This window comes from Paraburkholderia sp. EB58 (assembly GCF_050436665.1).
Lineage (GTDB): Bacteria > Pseudomonadota > Gammaproteobacteria > Burkholderiales > Burkholderiaceae > Paraburkholderia.
In genome coordinates this window covers 1-17,790 of record NZ_JBNDMQ010000054.1, presented here as the reverse complement: position 1 = coordinate 17,790, position 17,790 = coordinate 1, and the positions used below count along the sequence as shown (strand labels likewise).

The window sequence follows — 17,790 nt, the reverse complement described above, 5'->3', positions numbered from 1 at the left end:
AGAGATGAGCAATGAGCACGGCTCGCAAAGTACCGCCACCGGACAGTAAGCAACACGATCTGTTTGGTGGAGCGCCGGCTCAGGATGCCAGACCCAGGCCAAACGCGTCGGATACGGGGCGCCGGTTTGTAACAGGCAACCCGCATGAGATTGTTCTGGGCACGACGCGTCTGGAGGACTATCTGAAGCAGGCCGGTCAACGTGCACCATTTGTCGTAGCGCATCTGCTCGAACAGCAGGACTGGCTACCGTTCGAGCAGCGCTATGCTGCTACCGGGCGCGCTCCTTACGCGCCACGCCTGATGATGGGTCTGATCCTGTATGGCGTCAAGCAGGGTACTCATTCGCTGCGGGAGCGACTGGCGCGGCTGGATCTGGGATGTATGTGGGTGACAGGAGGTATCGCACCGGATCATGCCAATATTGGTCGCTTCATCGCATTGCACGAGGACTTGCTGACCCAAGGTTTCTTTGAATCGCTCACTCGTGCGATATTGAAAGCCAGTGGTTCCAGCAGCACGCGTTTAGCCGGCGATGGCACCGTCATTGAAGCGGCTTGCTCGCACTACAATCTGCTCAAGGAAGAGGCCGTCAAGGCGCGCGCCGAAGTCGCTCTCAAGGCCGTTGAGCGGTCACCTGATGATCAGGCGGCGCAACTGGAGCAGCAACGCAGCACGCAATGCCAGGCGATCTTCGAGGCGCGTCAGGCCGCTCGCCACAGCTATGGCAAGAGCAGCGAAACCCTGCGCATCAGTGGCAGCGAGCCGGAGGCCATGGTGCAGCGCCTAAAGCGCGGACGAGGCTTCGCGGCCTCGTATAAACCATCCATCCTGGCAAATGAAGACCGGATTATCACGGCCCTCGCGCTGGACGCGTCGAGTGAAACAGAAGTAATCGCGCCGATGCTGGATCAAAGCGCAAGAGTGACAGGTGCGCATGCAGAAGAAGTGTTGCTCGATGCCGGATACTTCGACGATGAGGTAATCGAAGCCACGCTTGCGCGTGATGTCAGCCTGTTATGTCCGGATGGCCAATGGCCTGCGAAGACCCGGGAAGAAGGACTGTTCCACAAAAGCGTCTTCGACTATCACCCGCAAACTGACACCTATCATTGCCCGGCCGGTCAAACGCTGATTCTGCTGGTCAAGTGCGAACAAACCCTGCGAACCCGAGAGCATCGCGTGTACGGGGCTACGAGCTGCGAAGGATGCCACTTACGCTCGAACTGTACGAAAGCGGCGCAGGGACGACGCATCAAACGCTACCCCGAGGATGAGCCGCGTGAGGCGCTTCGCCTCGTGATGCAGCATCCTCAGGCGCGACGTATTTTCAGCCAGCGCAAGGCGATCGTGGAACCGGTGTTCAGCAGCTTGCGTTCGCAGCAGGGGCTGAATCGCTTTCGGCGCAGTGGGCTCCAAGCGGTCAAACGGGAATTTGCCTTGCATGTCCTCGCGCACAACCTGTCCCGGGCAGTTGCCCTTTCGAGGGCATTATTGAACTTTCTGTCCGCGCTTCTACGCGTCACCACGAGGTTGCACACTATTTTTTCGGACAGCGTCTCCGATTTGTTGGTTCGCCGCCAAAGCAATCACATCCACGCCCGGGCTTCACCTGGACGCACCGCCGGAACGTTTTGCGACGGCCTCTTCAGGGCGAGGTTTGACGCGCATCCGATCAAGGAGAGGCCTTGTAACTCAGAACGTGTGATGAACCCCAAGCCGGAACACCAACTGGTTACTCGCTCCGGTCCCGGAGGGACCAAAATAAGTCGTCGTCTTGCCGATCTGAGCTTGCACCGGCACCCCATCATTGGAACCCGACGCCTTCTGGTAAATCGCAAGCAGATAAACATCCGTACGCTTGCTGAAGCTATAGTCAAGACTACTGTTGATCTGATTCCATGTGCCGTCCTGCGAACCCCGCAACTGCGAGCGAGTGTAGCCAAGTGCAGCCGTCAAGGCCGGCGTGAAATGATATAGGCCGCCTCCTTCGAATGCGTTAAAGGTGGAAGCCATTCCGTTAGCCGACGCGAGGCGAGTGTTCGTCCACAGACCGTAAGCAGTGAAGGAACCAAGGTTGTACCGCGCGCCGACGCCATAAGTACGCAGGTCGCTCACGACTCCCGGGTTGATATTTGCGATGGTTATCTTGAACGCCGGCGTAGCTGACAGGGGGAAGGAAATGTCGGTATAGGCAAAGCCAGCGGAGAAAGACCCGTTCCTGTACTTGATGCCGAAGCTGTAGTCTCGCGTGGAGCCACCACCTGGGGCCGTGGTCGGGTCGCCGCCAAAGGCGCCGGCCTCGTTGGAAAACCCGAACACGCCGCCGAATTTAAGACCACTGAAGTCCGCACTCTCGAACTTGACGGAATTGTTTATCCGGCTCTCCGTCAGTTGATCGATCGTATCGATGTGAAACGCGTAGTTGCCCGCGCTGGTCAGGCCGCCGGTCGCGTAACTGTGTCCGAGGTACTCGTCGGAAAACGAATATTGCCGACCGAACGTCAGCGCGCCAATTCCATCCTTCTCGAGGCCGACATACGCCTGACGGCCAAATTCGGCGCCGCCTTGCGAAAACGTGCCGTTGTTCGCCTGGAAGCCGTTCTCCAGCACGAATACCGTCTTCAGACCACCGCCCAGATCTTCGACACCTGTTATCCCCCAGCGGCTGCCGCCGTCGACACCTTCGTCCTCCTTTATAAGGCTACTATGGCCCCCTTTTGCATTCACGGCATTATTCACGTAGCTGATGCCGTTATCGATCATGCCGTATAACGTGACACTGCTTTGGGCATGTGCGGCGGTGGCGAACAGGCTGGCGGTAACGATCGTGACAATACGCGGGTCAGAGTGCTTCATCACTCAGGTCTCCTAATCTAGTTAGTGATCGGTGGGCAATACTCGCTTGATCAACCGCTCAATGACGCTCTTCGGCGAAATGGTGATCGGCGATCTGTTCTTCCACTTCGTGCAATATCGCTGCCGACCGCTTGTTGTGACGGCTCCAGACCGATGCGATAACGCTGATTGCAGCGCACCCAAGCAGACCGGCTGCGATAGGGCTGCGTACGAACGTGCTCGGGTCGCCTCCTGAAATGGTCAACGCCTGACGGAACGACTGTTCGAGCGTATGACCCAGAATGAGGCCAAACAACAACGGTGCTTTGGGAATGTCGAACTTGCGAAACGCATAACCGACAACACCAAAGAAGAGCGCGAGAAACAGGTCGAACACGTCGGTATTAAACGAGTAAACACCTGCGGACGCGATCACGAGAATCACACACAGGAGCACCCCGGGAGGCACGTACAGAATGCGCGACAAAATCCCGACTAGCGGCAGATTGAGCACCAGCAGCATGATATTGCCGATATACATACTCGCGATCAGCCCCCACACAAGATCGGGCTGGGTGTGGAACAACATCGGACCGGGCTGAATACCGTACATGATGAACGCACCCATGATGACCGCTGTCGCGCCGGAACCGGGAACGCCAAGGGCCAGTAGATGCACGAATGCCCCACAGGTATCCGCATTGGTCGCCGCCTCCGGTGCCGCAACGCCTTCGATCGCGCCGTGACCAAATTCCTCAGGATGTTTGGAAATTTTCTTCTCGAGCACATACGAGAGCATCGCCGCGAGCGTACCGCCGAGGCCAGGCGCCGCGCCACAGATGAAACCGACAATCGAGCCGCGAAAGATCGCTGGACGCGCGCGACGCCATTCCTTGCGGGTGAACCACAGCTTGCCTTCTACCCGCACCGTATGCATCGTCCCCCCCAGCGTGCCTTCAACCATTCGGCTCACCTCTGAGATCGCAAAGAGGCCGACCACCACGACGAGGAAGTTCACGCGATCCTGCAACTGCATCAAACCGAGTGTGAAGCGCGGCACGCCGCTTTGCAGGTCGATGCCAATCGTCGCCAGCCCGAGACCCATGAACACGGCCATCATGCCTTTGGCTAGCGAATCGCCAGTCAGCGCGCCAACGGTCGAAAGTGCGAAGCAGATTAACGCGAAGTATTCCGCGGGGCCGAAATGCAACGCGACAGCCGCGAGCGGCGCCGCGACGAACGAGAGTGCGGTCACACCCATCATCCCCGCGATGAATGAACTGACCGCCGCAATGGCCAGCGTTGCAGCTGCACGGCCCTTTCTCGCGAGTGGATAGCCATCGAGGACGGTCATCACTGCCCCCGCGTCACCGGGCGTGTTAAGCAGAATGGCCGTGACCGCGCCACCATACATGCAGCCGTAATAGATGCCCGTGAGCATCATCAGCGCTGAGGTGGGGTCCATGCCAAAAGTAACCGGGATCAGCAATGCAATGCCGGCAGACGGGCCGATGCCCGGCAGATGGCTGATCATCGTGCCGATGAACACGCCAATGAGCGTGTATAGAAGATGCATGGGAGTCGCGGCGACCGCGAGACCGTGGAGAATGCCGTGTATGCTGTCCATGATGCGAGCGCCTCAGAAGGGGAGGAAGCCCGTCGGCATCGGAACACCGAGAAGCTGGGAGAACAAGAGATCAAAAACCACCGTGACGCCCAGCGCGATTGCGAGATTCGTCTTGAGACGCTTGCGGTTGAAATAAGTGAGCAGGCCGAATAGAAAGACCGACGTGGCAAGCAGATAGCCGGCACGCTCGAACGTGAAGTAGTAGAGAGCCGTCCATGCCACCATCGCGATCAGGATGACCGCATGAGACTTCGACTCGGGCGTCGCATCTGCGGAAAATGCTTTCACCGCCGGCTCCGCGACCGGCTTCGCAGACATGGGTGGCGTGACGGTCAACCGGGCCTTGGAACGGCCTTCGAGCAGCAACACGAGCGCCGACGCAATCAGACCCACGCCGACGAGTGCCGGAAAAGCCTTCGGACCAAGTGGGTCGCTTAGCCTGACTTCCGGTAGTCGCATGTCCATATAAAGATAGACGGCGGCCAGCGCGATTACGCCGAATGCGAGCCACACATCGCCCCTGATGCTTTTCATGTCTCCTCCAGTTCGATCCCGGCACGACCGCCGGACAGGCGGCCGCAGCCGGTTCGTATAGCACGCGAGGTCGCGCAAACCGGTACGAATTACTCTCCTCTGCCACGTGCTGCCAATTTCATTCTCGCCTTATGGCTGGCGCATCACTTCTCGTTGTAGCGGCCAGGCTTCACGACTTCCGCGATCGTGCCGTCCGGTGCGCGGAACTTGAGCGCACCCTCGCCCTTCGCCGACAGGATCTCACCACCGTATTGCTTGATCCTTTCAGCAGCGGCTTCCTGATCGTCTACCGTCACGCCCCAGTGATGCAGGCGCGGACCGGAACCAGCCAACTGAGCTTCATGGGAGTCCTCACTGTCGTACTTCATCAGCGTGAAGTCGATGTGCCCGTCAGTCATGTGACGCGAAATGTGCTCGCGATTGCGCCCAGTCTTCACTTCTGTGAAGCCGAACACTTCGGTGTAAAAGCGTGTGGCCGCCTCGAGGTCATCGACCTTGACTGCGAGATGAACAATGCGTGACATATGGTTCTCCATGTCGATAGGTACTGCGGGTTAAAGAAAAGGGTGCTACTTGGCGAGACCGAGGTCGTTAAGCAACGGACTCAGGCGATCACGTTCGCCCTGAAGAAAAGCGCGTGTCTGCGTGCTGTTCTGGTAATCGGCGGTCCACAGATTGCGCTTCAGGGCAGCCGCCCATAGCGGCGACGCAGTCGCTCTCTGCAATACGTTGTCCCACCAGGCGATCTCCGCAGGGGGCATATTCTTCGGGCCGACTAGCACGCGCCAAGTCGTGAAATCGATGTTGACGCCCTGCTCCTTCCATGTCGGCACATTCGCAAGCGCTCCGCCCTCGCGTTTACCGTCGGGAATCGCAATCAGTCGCACACGGCCGGCCTGGCTTGGTCCAAGCACGACACCGGCCGGTGTTGCGGCCGCGGTGACGTGACCGCCCATCAGCGCGGTCAACGCTTCGCCACCCGAGTCGAAGAAGACCACCTTCATCTTCTTCGGATCCTGACCCACGCCCTTTACGAACAGCGCCGCTGCGTCGTGGCTCTGACCGCCCGGTGAACTGGATACCGCCATCGTCACCGAAGCTGGATCCTTCTTGAGCATCTGGATCAGATCGGCGCCGGACTTGATGGGCGAATCGCCGGGCACCGAAAACACCACCGGTTCGGTGACGAACACGGCCAGTGGCGTGACGTCGTCGACCCCTAAGGTGCTAAGTCCGGTAATGCGATTAGTGATGAGGGGAAGCGCCTGGACAGCCACGTAATGGCCGTCGCCTTCGTGCGAATTGATATACGCGATGCTGACCGTGCCGCCACCGCCCGGCCGGTTAATGACTGTGACCGGCTTGCTGGATAGTTTTTCCTGCTGGATGACGTTCTGAAGAGTGCGCGCCACGAGGTCAAGGCCCCCTCCTGGCGCGCTCGGCACGACAATCTGAATCGGTCTTCGGGGTTGCCAGGCATCATCTGCGCGCGCTCGCCCGCCAAGTGTCGAGATCAGCGCAGCGCAAACCGCCCACATAACACTGGCCCTTTTTAGCCTCGTCCTCATCACATCGTCTCCAGTTTTTGTGGCGCTCTGCGGCGGTTTAGAAGTTGAATCCGTCAAACGTGCTGGTAGCGAAGAGCCTCTCCAGCGGTACTTCCTCCTGGATCAAACCGTCGCTTCTTGCGTAACGCTGCAACGTTTCGAGATCGAGTCGGTTTTCCTTCATGCCGTAGCGCCAGTAGTCGGCGCCCATCAGCGCTTTCACGCGTTCGAATTCGGACGTGAGCCACGGATGCATGACGCGCAACGTATCGGTGACCGCAAGTTCGGCGAGCGCGAGGTCCCGGGATTTCCTGAACGCCGCATACACGTTGACCGGCAACCATGGATGCTGCTCGACCAGCGTACGGCGGATGCCGAGCATGTGCATGGGCGGGAACAGACCCGTCCTCGTGAACCATGCCTCCTCGTCACTCCTGAAGTCCGGAAAGAGACGTCGCACACGTTCGTTTCGACCGAAGCATGAAGGTGGCTTCGGCGCGATGACGGCGTCGATGTCGCCGGCATCTAGCAGGCTCGCCAACGTCTGATCCGCGCCGATCGGCTCGATGTGGATATCGTTCGGCAGGCGGTACGGCACGCGTGCCTCGCGCCCCGCCTGCTCGAGCCCGCCGACAACCCAGCGGACATCGCGGCTAGTCACACCGTATTCATCGCCCAGCATGCCCCGCACCCAGATTCCTGCCGTTTGCTGGAAATCCGGCACACCGATGCGGCAACCCTTGAGAGCCTGCGGAAAGTCGATGCCACGATCAGTGCGTACATAGATCGCAGAATGACGAAACGATCTCGACAGAAACACCGGTACGCCAATATAGCGACTCTCACCACGCGCGGTGGTTAACAAATGAGTGCCCAGCGAAAGTTCGGATATGTCGAATTCGCCGTGACGAAATGCACGCTGAAAAAGCTCTTCGGCGGGACCACTCACAAAGTTAGCCTTGCAGCCTTCGATTGCGACCTTTCCGTCAAGCAGAGCGCGGGTCCGATCGGTAATTTGGCAAGCCACTGATAGTTCAAGCATAGGGAAGATTGACCGTAAGCTGATGTGAAAACCTGAACGCAGCGTTTAAGCAATGCTCCTTCGCACCTTTATTAGTAAGCAGTACAAATTAATAAAACTGTGCTCAAGGGCTGGTTAAGCACCCGTAGCACTTTTGATTACGTATTGCGCATCAACATCGGTCCGCGCCGTCAGGCGGACCTGTCAGCGACTTCCCGACGATCAGAACCAGCACCTGCGCCTGACTTCGCCAGCTCGTCCAGCGACAAGAGCACTCGCTCCTTGCCCTTTGACACGTGACTGAAGCTCGTATCGTAGCCAAGGCTCGCATTCCCGGACTTCAGGGCATTGACGATCTCGCGATGCTCTTCGTTCGACTGAAGCAGCGCGCCGCGCTGGACCAGTCCATGCACGCGGAACAGATGAAACTCCTTGACGCAGCCGCGATAAAGCTTGATCAGCCGCGAATTGCCAGTGGAACGCACTATGTAATCGTGCAACTCCAGATTCAGCGGATCGAAGCGCGAGAAGTCGCCCTTCTCCGCAGCCTCTTGCATCTCATCCACGTACGTGTCGAGTTGATTCGCCATTTCCTGAGTCAGGATTGGCGCGAGCAGCGATGCGGCCAACGCAGTAAGCCCCGCGCGCAAATCGTAGACTTCGATTGCGTCATCGCGCGTCACCCTCTGGATGAAAACGCCACGTTGCGGGATCAGGTAGACGAGCCCGAGTTCCGCCAGGGTACGGCACGCTTCCCGCACGGGACCGCGACTCACGGAAAGCTTGTCCGCGATGGCCTTCTCGTTCAGGCGCTGCCCAGGCTTCAGCTCGCCACTCAAAATCATTCGTTCGATCTCGTGCTGAACCACTCCCGTCAACGTGTTTGCCCGGAAGTCGGCTAGAGAGACAGTAGCGGAGTTGTGATCGGTTTCCATGAAATGCAGTGTAGGTTGCCGAATGACAAATGTCAACATTTTACTTTTCGGCCTCATCCTCTTTGGAGGCGGAGCTGTTGAGTGCAGCCCAGTAACGACCTACCGAGATGTGCTGAGTTGCTCAACATTCGACGGATTCTCCACGAACGTTGTCGTTCTCGCTGAAAATCCGCGAGCTTTCGCACACCTAGCTTCCGTGGTTGAGGAGGTCCCCGATTGCGTCCGCAACCCAACTTGCGGACGCAATCCATGACCCTGGATGACCTGACCTTTTTCCCCTTGCGGGCGACACGCGCTGATGCCGGCGGCAAGCGAAGCTTCGACCGTGCGGACAAGCAATGACTGATTGATGTCTGCCTGCAACCGGGTGCATCGCTGTCTGGTATGGCCTGGCGCTGAAAGCTGGGGTGAATGCCAACCGGTCGCGCAAACGGGTTTAGTTGCGCGAACAGTCAACAAATCAATGGCGGGATAAGCGACGCGATCTGATGCATTGTTGACCTAGGCCAGAGCACGCCGCTCCTTGAGCGGCACCCGCCGGAACCTCAAAAGTACCGAAGCAAATTGCCGACATTTGGCACGCCAAGCCCCGTTACCTCGTCGTAGCCCGCAGTAGCGGAACAGATGACACATGACTTGTTGCTTGTATCGTCCGATCCGGCGGTGACGTCAAAGAAGCTCGACTTTGAGGCCTGGTCAATCTTGGTCTGGTAGATGAGCGAGTTAAAGCCGTGGTTCGATGCCAGCAAGCTCGATACGGAGGAACCCCGCGTTTGCAGCTGCTGCCCCAACCGGGCCACGATCGCTGCCCATTGCGGCGCGCCCTCGCTCGTGCCGCCCATCCCATACCATTCACCTTTGACAAGAATAGCCACAGGGCTGCCATTCGGATCAGCGTTATAGGCCACGTCGGGAATGCCGCGCTTTCCGCTATTGAGCGTCAGCACCGGATCGGCTGTCGCGCTCAGGAAATTGGTTTGATAAGAGGGCATGGCCTCGTAGCGGCTCGGACCACCACCACCCAGGGACCATGCAACTTCACTGGTGCTCGTTTCCGGCAACGCAAGACTCTGGATCGTCGTTCCACCCACGCCAGTGACGTAAGGCGATGCAGCAGGGTAGATCTGATTTGTTCCGTTGTTTCCGGTGTCGCCCGCGGCCGCGAAGAAGGCAATACCGGGATAGCTCTTGAAGAAACCGTCGTACGCAGCCTGTGTTTCTGCCGAGAATTCAGTCGCGCCCCAGCTCATTGACACGGCGACGACGTTCGGTTGGCTGACGGCCACTTGAAGTGCCTTAAAAAGATCGTTGACGCTTGAGCTGGCCCCCTGAATCAGCACGATTTTGGCTGCCGGGGCCATCGCGTGTGACCATTCCACATCCAGCCCGATCTCCATATCCCAGTCATTGGAAGCGGATACCGCGCCACTATTCAGATTGATTTGCTGAAAGCAGGGGTTCGAGGCATCGCATTGCGGCAGCCCGTAGTAGCTGCTGAATGCGCTCAGATCGTTGGCGACATTGGCCGACCCAGGAGCGTCGACAATCACGATCGTTTGCCCCGCCCCTGTGTACTGCGAAGGCATGTTGTAGTGCGCGTACAGATCAGCGGGGCTTAGCGTGCCGTCAACGCCGCTCCCCCTCACAACCTTCGCGGTTAGCTGATCCAGATGGGACCAGTGAGAGCCGGGCGTGGCGTTCACGATATTGCTGCCGCTGCCTGTGTCACCGCCACAGGCCGACAAACCAGCAGCCAGACAAAACACAACCGTCGTGCGTTTCTTCATGTTCCGTTTTCCCAGTTAAGCAAGCTGAACTGACGAACTGGTAAGAGACAGATTACCGCGCGTTCGCCGTCGCAAGGGTTAAGCACTCAATCCCAATGGAATTCGGACCATTTAATAAAGACTCCTGATGATGAGCGGTTGCCTCATCATCCACTTCGCTGGCAAACGAGAGCTGCGTGCGTATTGCGTTCGCGCCACGCCATGACGGATTGTCCACCCTCCTATCTCCCTGCTCTATCGGCAGGAGCATTGCTAGACTTGCATCGCACCTGTGACAGAACCAGAAGAGACAAGCCGACTCCAGTTCTCGTCAAGACAGACTATGCCGAGGTTCCCGGAGAACTGCAAACCATCTTAAACAGATCAACGGTTCGATCTTCCGGCGAGAGCGCCATACGGCCACTGGAGTGTCCCCTGCAATGTTCTGACGAAACTGCGGCGGTTTCCGTCCGTGCCCGGCGGCGCGCGTTACCACTATCGGGCCACTCCCGGTTGCCGGTAAACCTGGGTATGTCCTATGTTGCGGGGGCTCGCCAGTGCGGGCAGTAGCGTGGTCGTCGAACACGCCTCAGGCCTTCGATGCATCCCCTTGCGAAGTGCGAGCTCGCGGAGTGAGGGACATCGTGAAGCTTCCTCTAACCATATCGATCATCGAGAACGGCCTATCCCCAGTCCTTCAGCGCAGCAGCGAGTAAGGTTCCGGTATGCAGATCGTCGATGTCGCTTTCGCGATTTGTTGAGGGGCGCCCTTCGGAGGCCAGAGGCCGTCGGCGTAATGGCGTGCGCGCAGCGCAGCGCGCTCTTCCAAGCTGGAAAATCCCCATATATGTGTGATGCGTGGTGGCCCATCCAACGCGTACATATTGACCACTAGATGTCTTGTGTAATCGCCTGCAGGCGCGATGGCGTCTCGCCAGCTGTTTAAGGTCGGCGCGAGGCCGCCCGGCTTCAGGAAATAGGTCCTGAACTCGTAGAAGCTGCCGAACGTCGCTGACTCGACTTCTGGTAGAAAGGGAAACCGCGTATAGCGTTCCATGTCCAGTCGTATGGCGGGATCAGAGATTCCGAACGGCGCTGGAGCCATCAGCGCGCGGCGGCGCCCTTCCTCGAGCGCATCTGCGGTGTCGAACCGGCGCAGCAGTTTGACCTGGAAAAGGTCGCCGATTTCGGTACGCCAGGCGCCCAGTAACCGGCCAGGGCCTTGCACTATCCAATCGCGCGCCGCAACGGCCACAGCCCCCTCTGTGAGCGGCGCGCAGGCAAGCGTAGTGAGTTCGTATGGCATGGCATGTTCCAATGATTGATCCCGTCCGATCGCGGTCCGGCTTTGACGGTCATTCCATCCGCGGCAGTTCGATCGGTCCAGCAAAGAGTGCAAGGTCAAAGAACGAATCGTCCAGTTCCAATATCTCATCGTCGCCCAGAAGGATCACGACTAACTGCCGTGAACCGTTCCCGGGAACGTCTGCGACTTCTCCGATGGTTTGCTTCGGCGTCCGGTCGTCGGTAAATCGCACCCAGTAGTAGCCCGGCACTACAGGTCGCGTGTCCATCCATTCCATAACTTATACCCCCTAAACTGGCGTAATTGATCGCTGCCGCATCGTCGATTCTATCGCCGCAGTCTAGCCGGTGACAGCAAGGAATCACGAGTCTGGGCCGCCCGGACGTCGGTACGGTGGCAACCAATGTCCTTGACTCGATGTGTCTGGCTGCTACGGCTGTTCCGTCGGGAGGCCGCTGTCGCGGATCGTCCCGCACAGTGTGTTCTGCGCAGAGCCTGTGCTGCAATAGCAATGCTCTGGCGGAGGCAAACGCCCAGAAAGTGAGCGAGTGGTCCCGGCAGCAACTGCGAGCTATGCGGCGCGCTGATTCGACGGCTCCAATTCGTTTAACGCGTCCTGGGTCGTCATCATGAGAGGGCATGTACCTCAGTTTTCAACGCCCCTGTGAGCGCGGCCACCCGGCACAAGGGGCGCAGAATGAAAACACAACACGCGGATGTTGCCGTGATGGGCGAGGGAACAGCAGGCATGGCCGCGTGGCACGCGGTCGATGCAAGCATAACCAGCGCTGCAGATTGCAGCTGTTACGCGACGCGCGGCGATAACAGGCGCGGTAGCCATTCGCGCGTCGCGGCCTGCGTGCGCTATCCCTGCACGCAGGTAAACGACGCCGCGCTGTTCACGTCGCCCGCGCCGTTATAGCTAGGCCACGCCGGATACTGGCACAGCGGCCGCGTGCGTCCCGGCACGCCCGCGGTATCGGTGTCCACCTGATGCACCGGCGGCGTCCCGTGCTCCACCCAGTTCTCCAGCGCCGTGAGCGAGTCCCACGACGCGTTGAACTCGGTGCCGATTGCGTGCTGCATCCCCGGAATCTCGTAGAAGCGCACGAACGACTCGACGGCGCTAAAGCCCATCGTGAACAGCAAGCGCTGATAGTAGATCTCGGTTGCCCGCGTGCTGACGGTCTGGTCCACGGTGCCGTGCGCCATCAGCAGCTTGCCACCGCGCCGCATGAAGGGCGTCAGGTTCGCGTCGGTCGCGTGGAGTCCCGACAGCATGCTGATGCGCCCGGACCATTCACCGGCGAGTGCGAATGCGACCGCCCAGCACGCCAGTCGCCACGCTTGCGAAGGAGATTATTCAATACATGATAGTCGCTGACGCGCGGCAAGCGCCGGATCGCACGCGCAACAGTTGCGACATCGACGTGACCATGCCTAGGCGTGAACGGCATTGAGCTTGCATATTGTATCCATGAGTTTTATCCGGCCCGTCAAACCGTTTGGCTCTTATGTATTATTTATGCATGCTGCGAAGAACGGTAACATTTCCCCTTGATGAAAATGGCACATTAAAATGCCATCGCCGATTTCGCGAACATAGATGGGAGGACTTGCAATGGTTCTATATCACCACGGCGCGGCAATTCAGCCTTGCGTGACGAAGCATGGCAAAGCCTTTATAGCGCGTGCATCAATCCTGGCTGAAGATGGTGAAGCTACTTCACTCGGCAATCTCGGAGAGTTCGCGAGCCAGGAATGCGCTTTCGCGTTTGCCGTGCGCAGTGCCACCGCATTCGTGGATGGCGAACCCCTGCCGCGCTCACCTTTTAAACTGGCTCAGGCGGCATAGCGGCCGCGTAAGGTGGCTGCAAGATCACATCACTCGCGGATGGCGCAGTGAATGGGACCTCTGTGTCAGATCAGCGGCGAGCTCCCCGGCCCCATCCAGGTAGTCGAAGCGGCTTTGCACTGTATCTCTCGTGAAACAATCCAATTGTGATCTGGCCTGTTCCGCCAAGTGGGCAAGCTAACAAACATCAATTACGTTTGGAACGAGGTTGATCAGAACTGTGTTCCGGGGCTTGCCTGGTGTGCGTAGCAGTGCCAATCATCGCGCTGATTTCGGCCAGACCGGGATATGCGTCGACGTGCCAGCGTAAATCACTCCGGCAGAACAGAAAGGTCGGCAGCGGGCGGACACATCTCGACATTGGGCCAACCGCCCCATGAACAAATGTATTCGTGTAGATAGCCATCGAGATTCAGCTGAGTCGGTGAATGACGAACATCGTGGTGAATCGGGAGACGAACCAACAGTTCTGCTCCTCACTTACTCAGGAACGCCAGGCATGCCTACCTCGATACCAGCACGCGGCGAAAAACCATTGGCCGTGAAAATCACAAGATGATGTTGGACCACTATCAGCAGACGAAAAACCTGCTGGTGAGCTACAGCGACAAGCCACCTGGCTTCTTCTGACGCACGACGCTGCTGAGGTGGAGCCGCCGCGCGGTATGCGGCGCCTCTTTCTTTCTGGTTAGCAGATCAAGCGGGGACTATCATGAGTATCGATGCAGTGCCACGTGTCGGCGCACCGCCCGCAGCTGCCGAGCTGATCGAAAAGCTGAAATCGGAACACGGCGACGTGTTGTTCCATCAGTCCGGTGGTTGCTGCGACGGCAGCGCGCCGATGCGAATCGCAATTTGAGTACTGGCAGCACACGCAACTGATCATTGACTGCCTGCCGGGCAACGGCGGAATGTTTTCGCTCGAGCGGCCGATGGGTCTGCGCTTTCTCACCCGCTCGCGGCTGTTCGACGACGCCGAATCGGCGTGGTTGGCCGAGCATCCCGTCGCGCATGCCGACACCTGAGCGCAGCCGCCCGGTCCGGGCTCGCATCAATCTCCACGCTCGCGCATGATTCTGCGCGGCGCGCGTTCTCTATTTCTCACCGGGAAGGAAGAACACCATGCGCAAAATGAAAGCGGTCGAAGTGAAGCAGGCCGGCGGCCCGCTCGAACTGGTCGAGCGCGACGTACCCGAGCCGGGTGAAGGCCACGTCCTCATCAAGATTCAGGCCTGCGGCATCTGTCACAGCGACGTTCTGACCAAGGACGGCCTGTGGCCTGGCTTGAAGTACCCGCGCGTGCCAGGCCATGAGATTGCCGGCGTGATTGAATCCGTGGGCGCGGGTATCGAAGGATGGGAGGCCGGCCAGCGGGTTGGAGTTGGCTGGCACGGTGGCCATTGTGGCAGGTGTGAACATTGCCGCCAGGGTGACTTCGTTCTATGCAAGTACGCACTCGTGCCCGGCATCAGCTACGACGGCGGTTACGCCGAATACATGGTGGCGCCGGTCGAGGCCTTGGCGCGCATCCCGGACGATCTGTCCGATGTCGACGCCGCACCGCTCCTTTGCGCTGGCATTACGACCTTCAACGCATTGCGCAATAGCGGCGCGCGCGGTGGCGATGTGGTCGCGATTCTCGGCATCGGCGGCCTGGGCCATCTCGGCGTGCAGTTCGCGCGCAAGATGGGGTTTGAGACTGTGGCCATTGCGCGCGGACAGGACAAGGCGGCGCTCGCGAAGCAGCTCGGTGCGCATCACTACATCGACAGCAAAACGGAAAACGTTGCCGAGGCGCTGCAGGCGCTCGGCGGCGCGAAGGTGATTCTTGCCACCGTGACGAGCGGCAAGGCCATGAGCGCCGCGGTAGGCGGTCTCGGTCTCAATGGCAAGCTCGTGATGGTCGGGATCTCGGAAGAGCCGGTCGAAGTCCCGATCGCACAATTCATCATGGGGCGAAATTCGGTGCAAGGCTGGCCGTCCGGCACCTCAGCCGACTCGCAGGATACGCTCGCCTTCAGCGCGTTGACCGGCATCAAACCGATGATCGAGGAATTTCCGCTTACTCGTGCCCCCGAAGCGTACAAGCGCATGATGAGCGGCGCCGCGCGCTTCAGGGTGGTGTTGAAGAACGGCTAGGCAATTTAGCCAAAACCCAACGTCGGTGTAACAAGCGCCATCCACCCACAATGGCTAACGTTACACCGCACTTTTAACCTCCGTCCGATGCGGGCGCTGCGCTGCTGCCATCCGGGCTGCCGCAGCCCAGACGGACCGTCCGGTGGTCGACGTCGGCAGGTCGACATCCTGCCGGAAAATTTCTCCTGTTTCCGCTCCCCGCTCGATGGTCGCCAGGCTGGGTCTGTTTCTTGCGTGAACTCCCGATGAATTCGGTCATGCCTGCAGGTGATTTTCTTGTACGCGCAAAAAACTAATCATCGCAGACGATGACGTCAATTCGACGATCGGTGGTAGGCCCGGCTCACCGTCTGGAGAAGCGTGAGGATCGGAATCCCCGTCCGGCGGTTCGCCGGACGTCAACGTCACTGTGAAGGGAGCCCCTTCATCGACCCTATGAGGCCACCTGACCATGCCCACGATCGCTCATCCCGCTCGACAGGTGCTGCAGCACCCCGGTGCCTTCGCCGCCCACACCCTGAAGGCGTTTCGTGCGAACCAGGGTTTGCTTCTGGCAGGCGCGGTCGCGTACTACGCATTGCTGTCAATCGTGCCGCTGCTGATTTTGATCGTCATCGCGCTCTCCAATGTGATTGAACCATCCGAGTTGCTGGATACGCTCGGCCGCTACCTCGAGTGGCTGGTGCCTGGCCAGTCCAAACCTGTCATCGGTGAACTGGCCCATTTCCTGGAGCATCGCGAGGTGCTCGGGTGGGCGCTGACGGTGACCATGCTTTTTTTCAGCTCACTCGCCTTTACCGTGCTGGAAAACGCCATGTCGGTGATCTTCATTCACCGCGTCGCGATCCACCGGCGCCGCTTTCTGGTCTCAGCAGTGCTGCCATATTGCTACATCCTGTGTCTGGGGCTGGGCCTGTTTGTGGTGACGCTGGTCGCGGGCAGCCTTCAGGCGATCGGCGCCGAAAGCATTAACCTGTTCGGCAGCCGCTGGTCGCTCGGTGGGGTCTCGGGCGCGCTACTGTACCTGCTCGGGATAGGCGGAGAAATTTTCGTGCTGACCTCGCTCTACCTGGTCATGCCAGTTGGCCGGCCATCGCTGGGCCACGCTCTGATGGGCGCCGTCGCAGCGACACTGTTATGGGAAATCACCCGCCACGTGCTGGTCTGGTATTTCGCCACGCTGTCCAGGGTCAGCGTGGTATACGGGTCCTTCACCACGGCGATTGTGGTCCTGCTCAGTCTGGAAATTGCGGCGACGCTGCTGCTGCTGGGCGCTCAGGTCATCGCGGAATACGAGCGCCTCGGCAAAGGCGATGACGACGCGCGGTCGAAGCCGTTTCGTACCGACTAGACTGCCGTTCGAAACCGGGTTTCAGCGCAATATTGCCTGCACCCGTTTGCCGGCGAGCATGGGCATGGACGCCATACTGATTGGGAAACGCGCGATGAGGCCTAAGATTTACGCACTGCATCATTCGTACATTTTGAGCACCGCATCCAGCGCTCCTTCGATTATCCTGTTCGACAGACTCGGGTCCTTCACTGCGCGAGCGAGTGCTATTGAACCCACGCAGGTGCTGAAGATCATCACCGCTTTATTCTGGGCGTCTTCCGTCTCCGGAAAAGACTGCGCGAGCAAATTGATGATTTCACTGACACGTTCGGTGAATACCTCGCGGGTTGCATCGGGAGCGCGCGCCACATCGTTGACCAACGCTGAAATTGGGCAACCTCTGCCAACGTTGTTCCGATGACTTCCTGACACATACGTGCTTATCGCGCGCTGAGGTGCCGTCTTTAGCCCGTCCTGAATATGCTCGATGTCCTGCAACGCCATTATGAACGCCTCCGTCACAAGCGCATCGCGTGACTCGAAATGCTTGTAGAAGCCGCCGACGGTTAAGCCAGCTTCCTTCATGATGTCGCCGACACTAATCCCGTCAATGCCGCGCTCGCGCAAACGACGTGCGGCGACCTGCACAATCCGCTCATGCGTGGCCAGTTTCTCAGCTTGTGAGTGTCCCATTTTTTCAGTCTCAAAGATCCGCTCAGTTCATTAATTGGGAAGGTGATGAACGCTTCAGTCACCGCACCCGATCTGGAGTACAATCATAATCCTGATAGACGATTGATCGAGTGCGCGTCAAACCCGTCCCTTCAGAGGCTGTCGCAAAAGCCCTCGGGTCCATACAATACTGCCTGGAACGAAACGGCAGGAAACCA

General features: G+C 58.9%; 14 protein-coding genes and 2 pseudogenes. 4 read left to right on the top strand and 12 right to left on the bottom strand.

The window, feature by feature from the left end:
* Positions 1–11 precede the first annotated feature (11 nt).
* Positions 12–1,457: pseudogene (locus tag P3T40_RS41315) on the top strand (transposase); the annotation flags it as partial.
* A gap of 237 nt (positions 1,458–1,694) precedes the next feature.
* On the opposite strand, the gene P3T40_RS41310 reads toward P3T40_RS41315, so the two are convergent.
* The 11 genes from P3T40_RS41310 to P3T40_RS41260 form a co-directional block, all read right to left on the bottom strand.
* Positions 1,695–2,858, bottom strand: a complete 1,164-nt coding sequence (locus P3T40_RS41310) for a porin (protein ID WP_429273434.1) — start codon at positions 2,856–2,858, stop codon at positions 1,695–1,697.
* Positions 2,859–2,916: 58 nt separating this feature from the next.
* Complete coding sequence (locus P3T40_RS41305; protein ID WP_429273433.1) at positions 2,917–4,464, bottom strand: tripartite tricarboxylate transporter permease; 1,548 nt, start codon at positions 4,462–4,464, stop codon at positions 2,917–2,919.
* 12 nt (positions 4,465–4,476) lie between these two features.
* On the bottom strand, positions 4,477–4,998 hold the full coding sequence (locus P3T40_RS41300; RefSeq protein ID WP_429273432.1) for a tripartite tricarboxylate transporter TctB family protein: 522 nt from the start codon (positions 4,996–4,998) through the stop codon (positions 4,477–4,479).
* 143 nt (positions 4,999–5,141) lie between these two features.
* Positions 5,142–5,522, bottom strand: coding sequence for a VOC family protein (locus P3T40_RS41295; protein WP_429273431.1), 381 nt, complete (start codon positions 5,520–5,522; stop codon positions 5,142–5,144).
* Positions 5,523–5,567: 45 nt separating this feature from the next.
* Positions 5,568–6,410, bottom strand: a complete 843-nt coding sequence (locus P3T40_RS41290; protein WP_429273430.1) for a tripartite tricarboxylate transporter substrate binding protein — start codon at positions 6,408–6,410, stop codon at positions 5,568–5,570.
* A gap of 193 nt (positions 6,411–6,603) precedes the next feature.
* Entirely contained in the window at positions 6,604–7,365 is a 762-nt protein-coding gene (locus P3T40_RS41285; RefSeq protein ID WP_429273429.1) for an ABC transporter substrate-binding protein, read from the bottom strand.
* Positions 7,366–7,757: 392 nt separating this feature from the next.
* Positions 7,758–8,540, bottom strand: a complete 783-nt coding sequence (locus tag P3T40_RS41280) for a GntR family transcriptional regulator (protein WP_429273428.1) — start codon at positions 8,538–8,540, stop codon at positions 7,758–7,760.
* Positions 8,541–9,046: 506 nt separating this feature from the next.
* Positions 9,047–10,288: a S53 family peptidase gene (locus P3T40_RS41275; RefSeq protein ID WP_429273427.1), complete on the bottom strand. Its 1,242-nt coding sequence runs from the start codon at positions 10,286–10,288 to the stop codon at positions 9,047–9,049.
* Positions 10,289–10,964: 676 nt separating this feature from the next.
* Positions 10,965–11,573, bottom strand: coding sequence for an NIPSNAP family protein (locus P3T40_RS41270; protein ID WP_429273426.1), 609 nt, complete (start codon positions 11,571–11,573; stop codon positions 10,965–10,967).
* 49 nt (positions 11,574–11,622) lie between these two features.
* Positions 11,623–11,850, bottom strand: coding sequence for a hypothetical protein (locus tag P3T40_RS41265; protein WP_429273425.1), 228 nt, complete (start codon positions 11,848–11,850; stop codon positions 11,623–11,625).
* Positions 11,851–12,437: 587 nt separating this feature from the next.
* Positions 12,438–12,854: a tannase/feruloyl esterase family alpha/beta hydrolase gene (locus P3T40_RS41260; RefSeq protein WP_429273424.1), complete on the bottom strand. Its 417-nt coding sequence runs from the start codon at positions 12,852–12,854 to the stop codon at positions 12,438–12,440.
* A 1,286-nt stretch (positions 12,855–14,140) separates the two neighbouring features.
* Here P3T40_RS41260 and P3T40_RS41255 point away from each other — a divergent pair.
* From P3T40_RS41255 to P3T40_RS41245, 3 genes and pseudogenes are all read left to right on the top strand, one after another.
* Positions 14,141–14,453, top strand: a pseudogene (locus P3T40_RS41255) (DUF779 domain-containing protein).
* A 97-nt stretch (positions 14,454–14,550) separates the two neighbouring features.
* Positions 14,551–15,567 carry an alcohol dehydrogenase gene (locus tag P3T40_RS41250; protein WP_429273423.1) on the top strand — a complete coding sequence of 339 codons (1,017 nt, stop codon included), beginning with the start codon at positions 14,551–14,553 and terminating at the stop codon, positions 15,565–15,567.
* A gap of 451 nt (positions 15,568–16,018) precedes the next feature.
* Positions 16,019–16,918, top strand: a complete 900-nt coding sequence (locus tag P3T40_RS41245) for a YihY/virulence factor BrkB family protein (RefSeq protein WP_429273422.1) — start codon at positions 16,019–16,021, stop codon at positions 16,916–16,918.
* A 120-nt stretch (positions 16,919–17,038) separates the two neighbouring features.
* Here the strand turns inward: P3T40_RS41245 and P3T40_RS41240 are convergent, their stop codons facing one another.
* A complete protein-coding gene (locus P3T40_RS41240; RefSeq protein ID WP_429273421.1) occupies positions 17,039–17,548 on the bottom strand; it encodes a TetR/AcrR family transcriptional regulator in 510 nt (169 codons plus the stop codon).
* Positions 17,549–17,790 lie beyond the last annotated feature (242 nt).

Coding starts and splice junctions, on each gene's coding strand:
- P3T40_RS41310 (WP_429273434.1), bottom strand. CDS start 2,858: ATGAAGCACTCTGACCCGCGTATTGTCACGATCGTTACCGCCAGCCTG.
- P3T40_RS41305 (WP_429273433.1), bottom strand. CDS start 4,464: ATGGACAGCATACACGGCATTCTCCACGGTCTCGCGGTCGCCGCGACT.
- P3T40_RS41300 (WP_429273432.1), bottom strand. CDS start 4,998: ATGAAAAGCATCAGGGGCGATGTGTGGCTCGCATTCGGCGTAATCGCG.
- P3T40_RS41295 (WP_429273431.1), bottom strand. CDS start 5,522: ATGTCACGCATTGTTCATCTCGCAGTCAAGGTCGATGACCTCGAGGCG.
- P3T40_RS41280 (WP_429273428.1), bottom strand. CDS start 8,540: ATGTTGACATTTGTCATTCGGCAACCTACACTGCATTTCATGGAAACC.
- P3T40_RS41275 (WP_429273427.1), bottom strand. CDS start 10,288: ATGAAGAAACGCACGACGGTTGTGTTTTGTCTGGCTGCTGGTTTGTCG.
- P3T40_RS41270 (WP_429273426.1), bottom strand. CDS start 11,573: ATGCCATACGAACTCACTACGCTTGCCTGCGCGCCGCTCACAGAGGGG.
- P3T40_RS41265 (WP_429273425.1), bottom strand. CDS start 11,850: ATGGAATGGATGGACACGCGACCTGTAGTGCCGGGCTACTACTGGGTG.
- P3T40_RS41260 (WP_429273424.1), bottom strand. CDS start 12,854: ATGCTGTCGGGACTCCACGCGACCGACGCGAACCTGACGCCCTTCATG.
- P3T40_RS41250 (WP_429273423.1), top strand. CDS start 14,551: ATGCGCAAAATGAAAGCGGTCGAAGTGAAGCAGGCCGGCGGCCCGCTC.
- P3T40_RS41245 (WP_429273422.1), top strand. CDS start 16,019: ATGCCCACGATCGCTCATCCCGCTCGACAGGTGCTGCAGCACCCCGGT.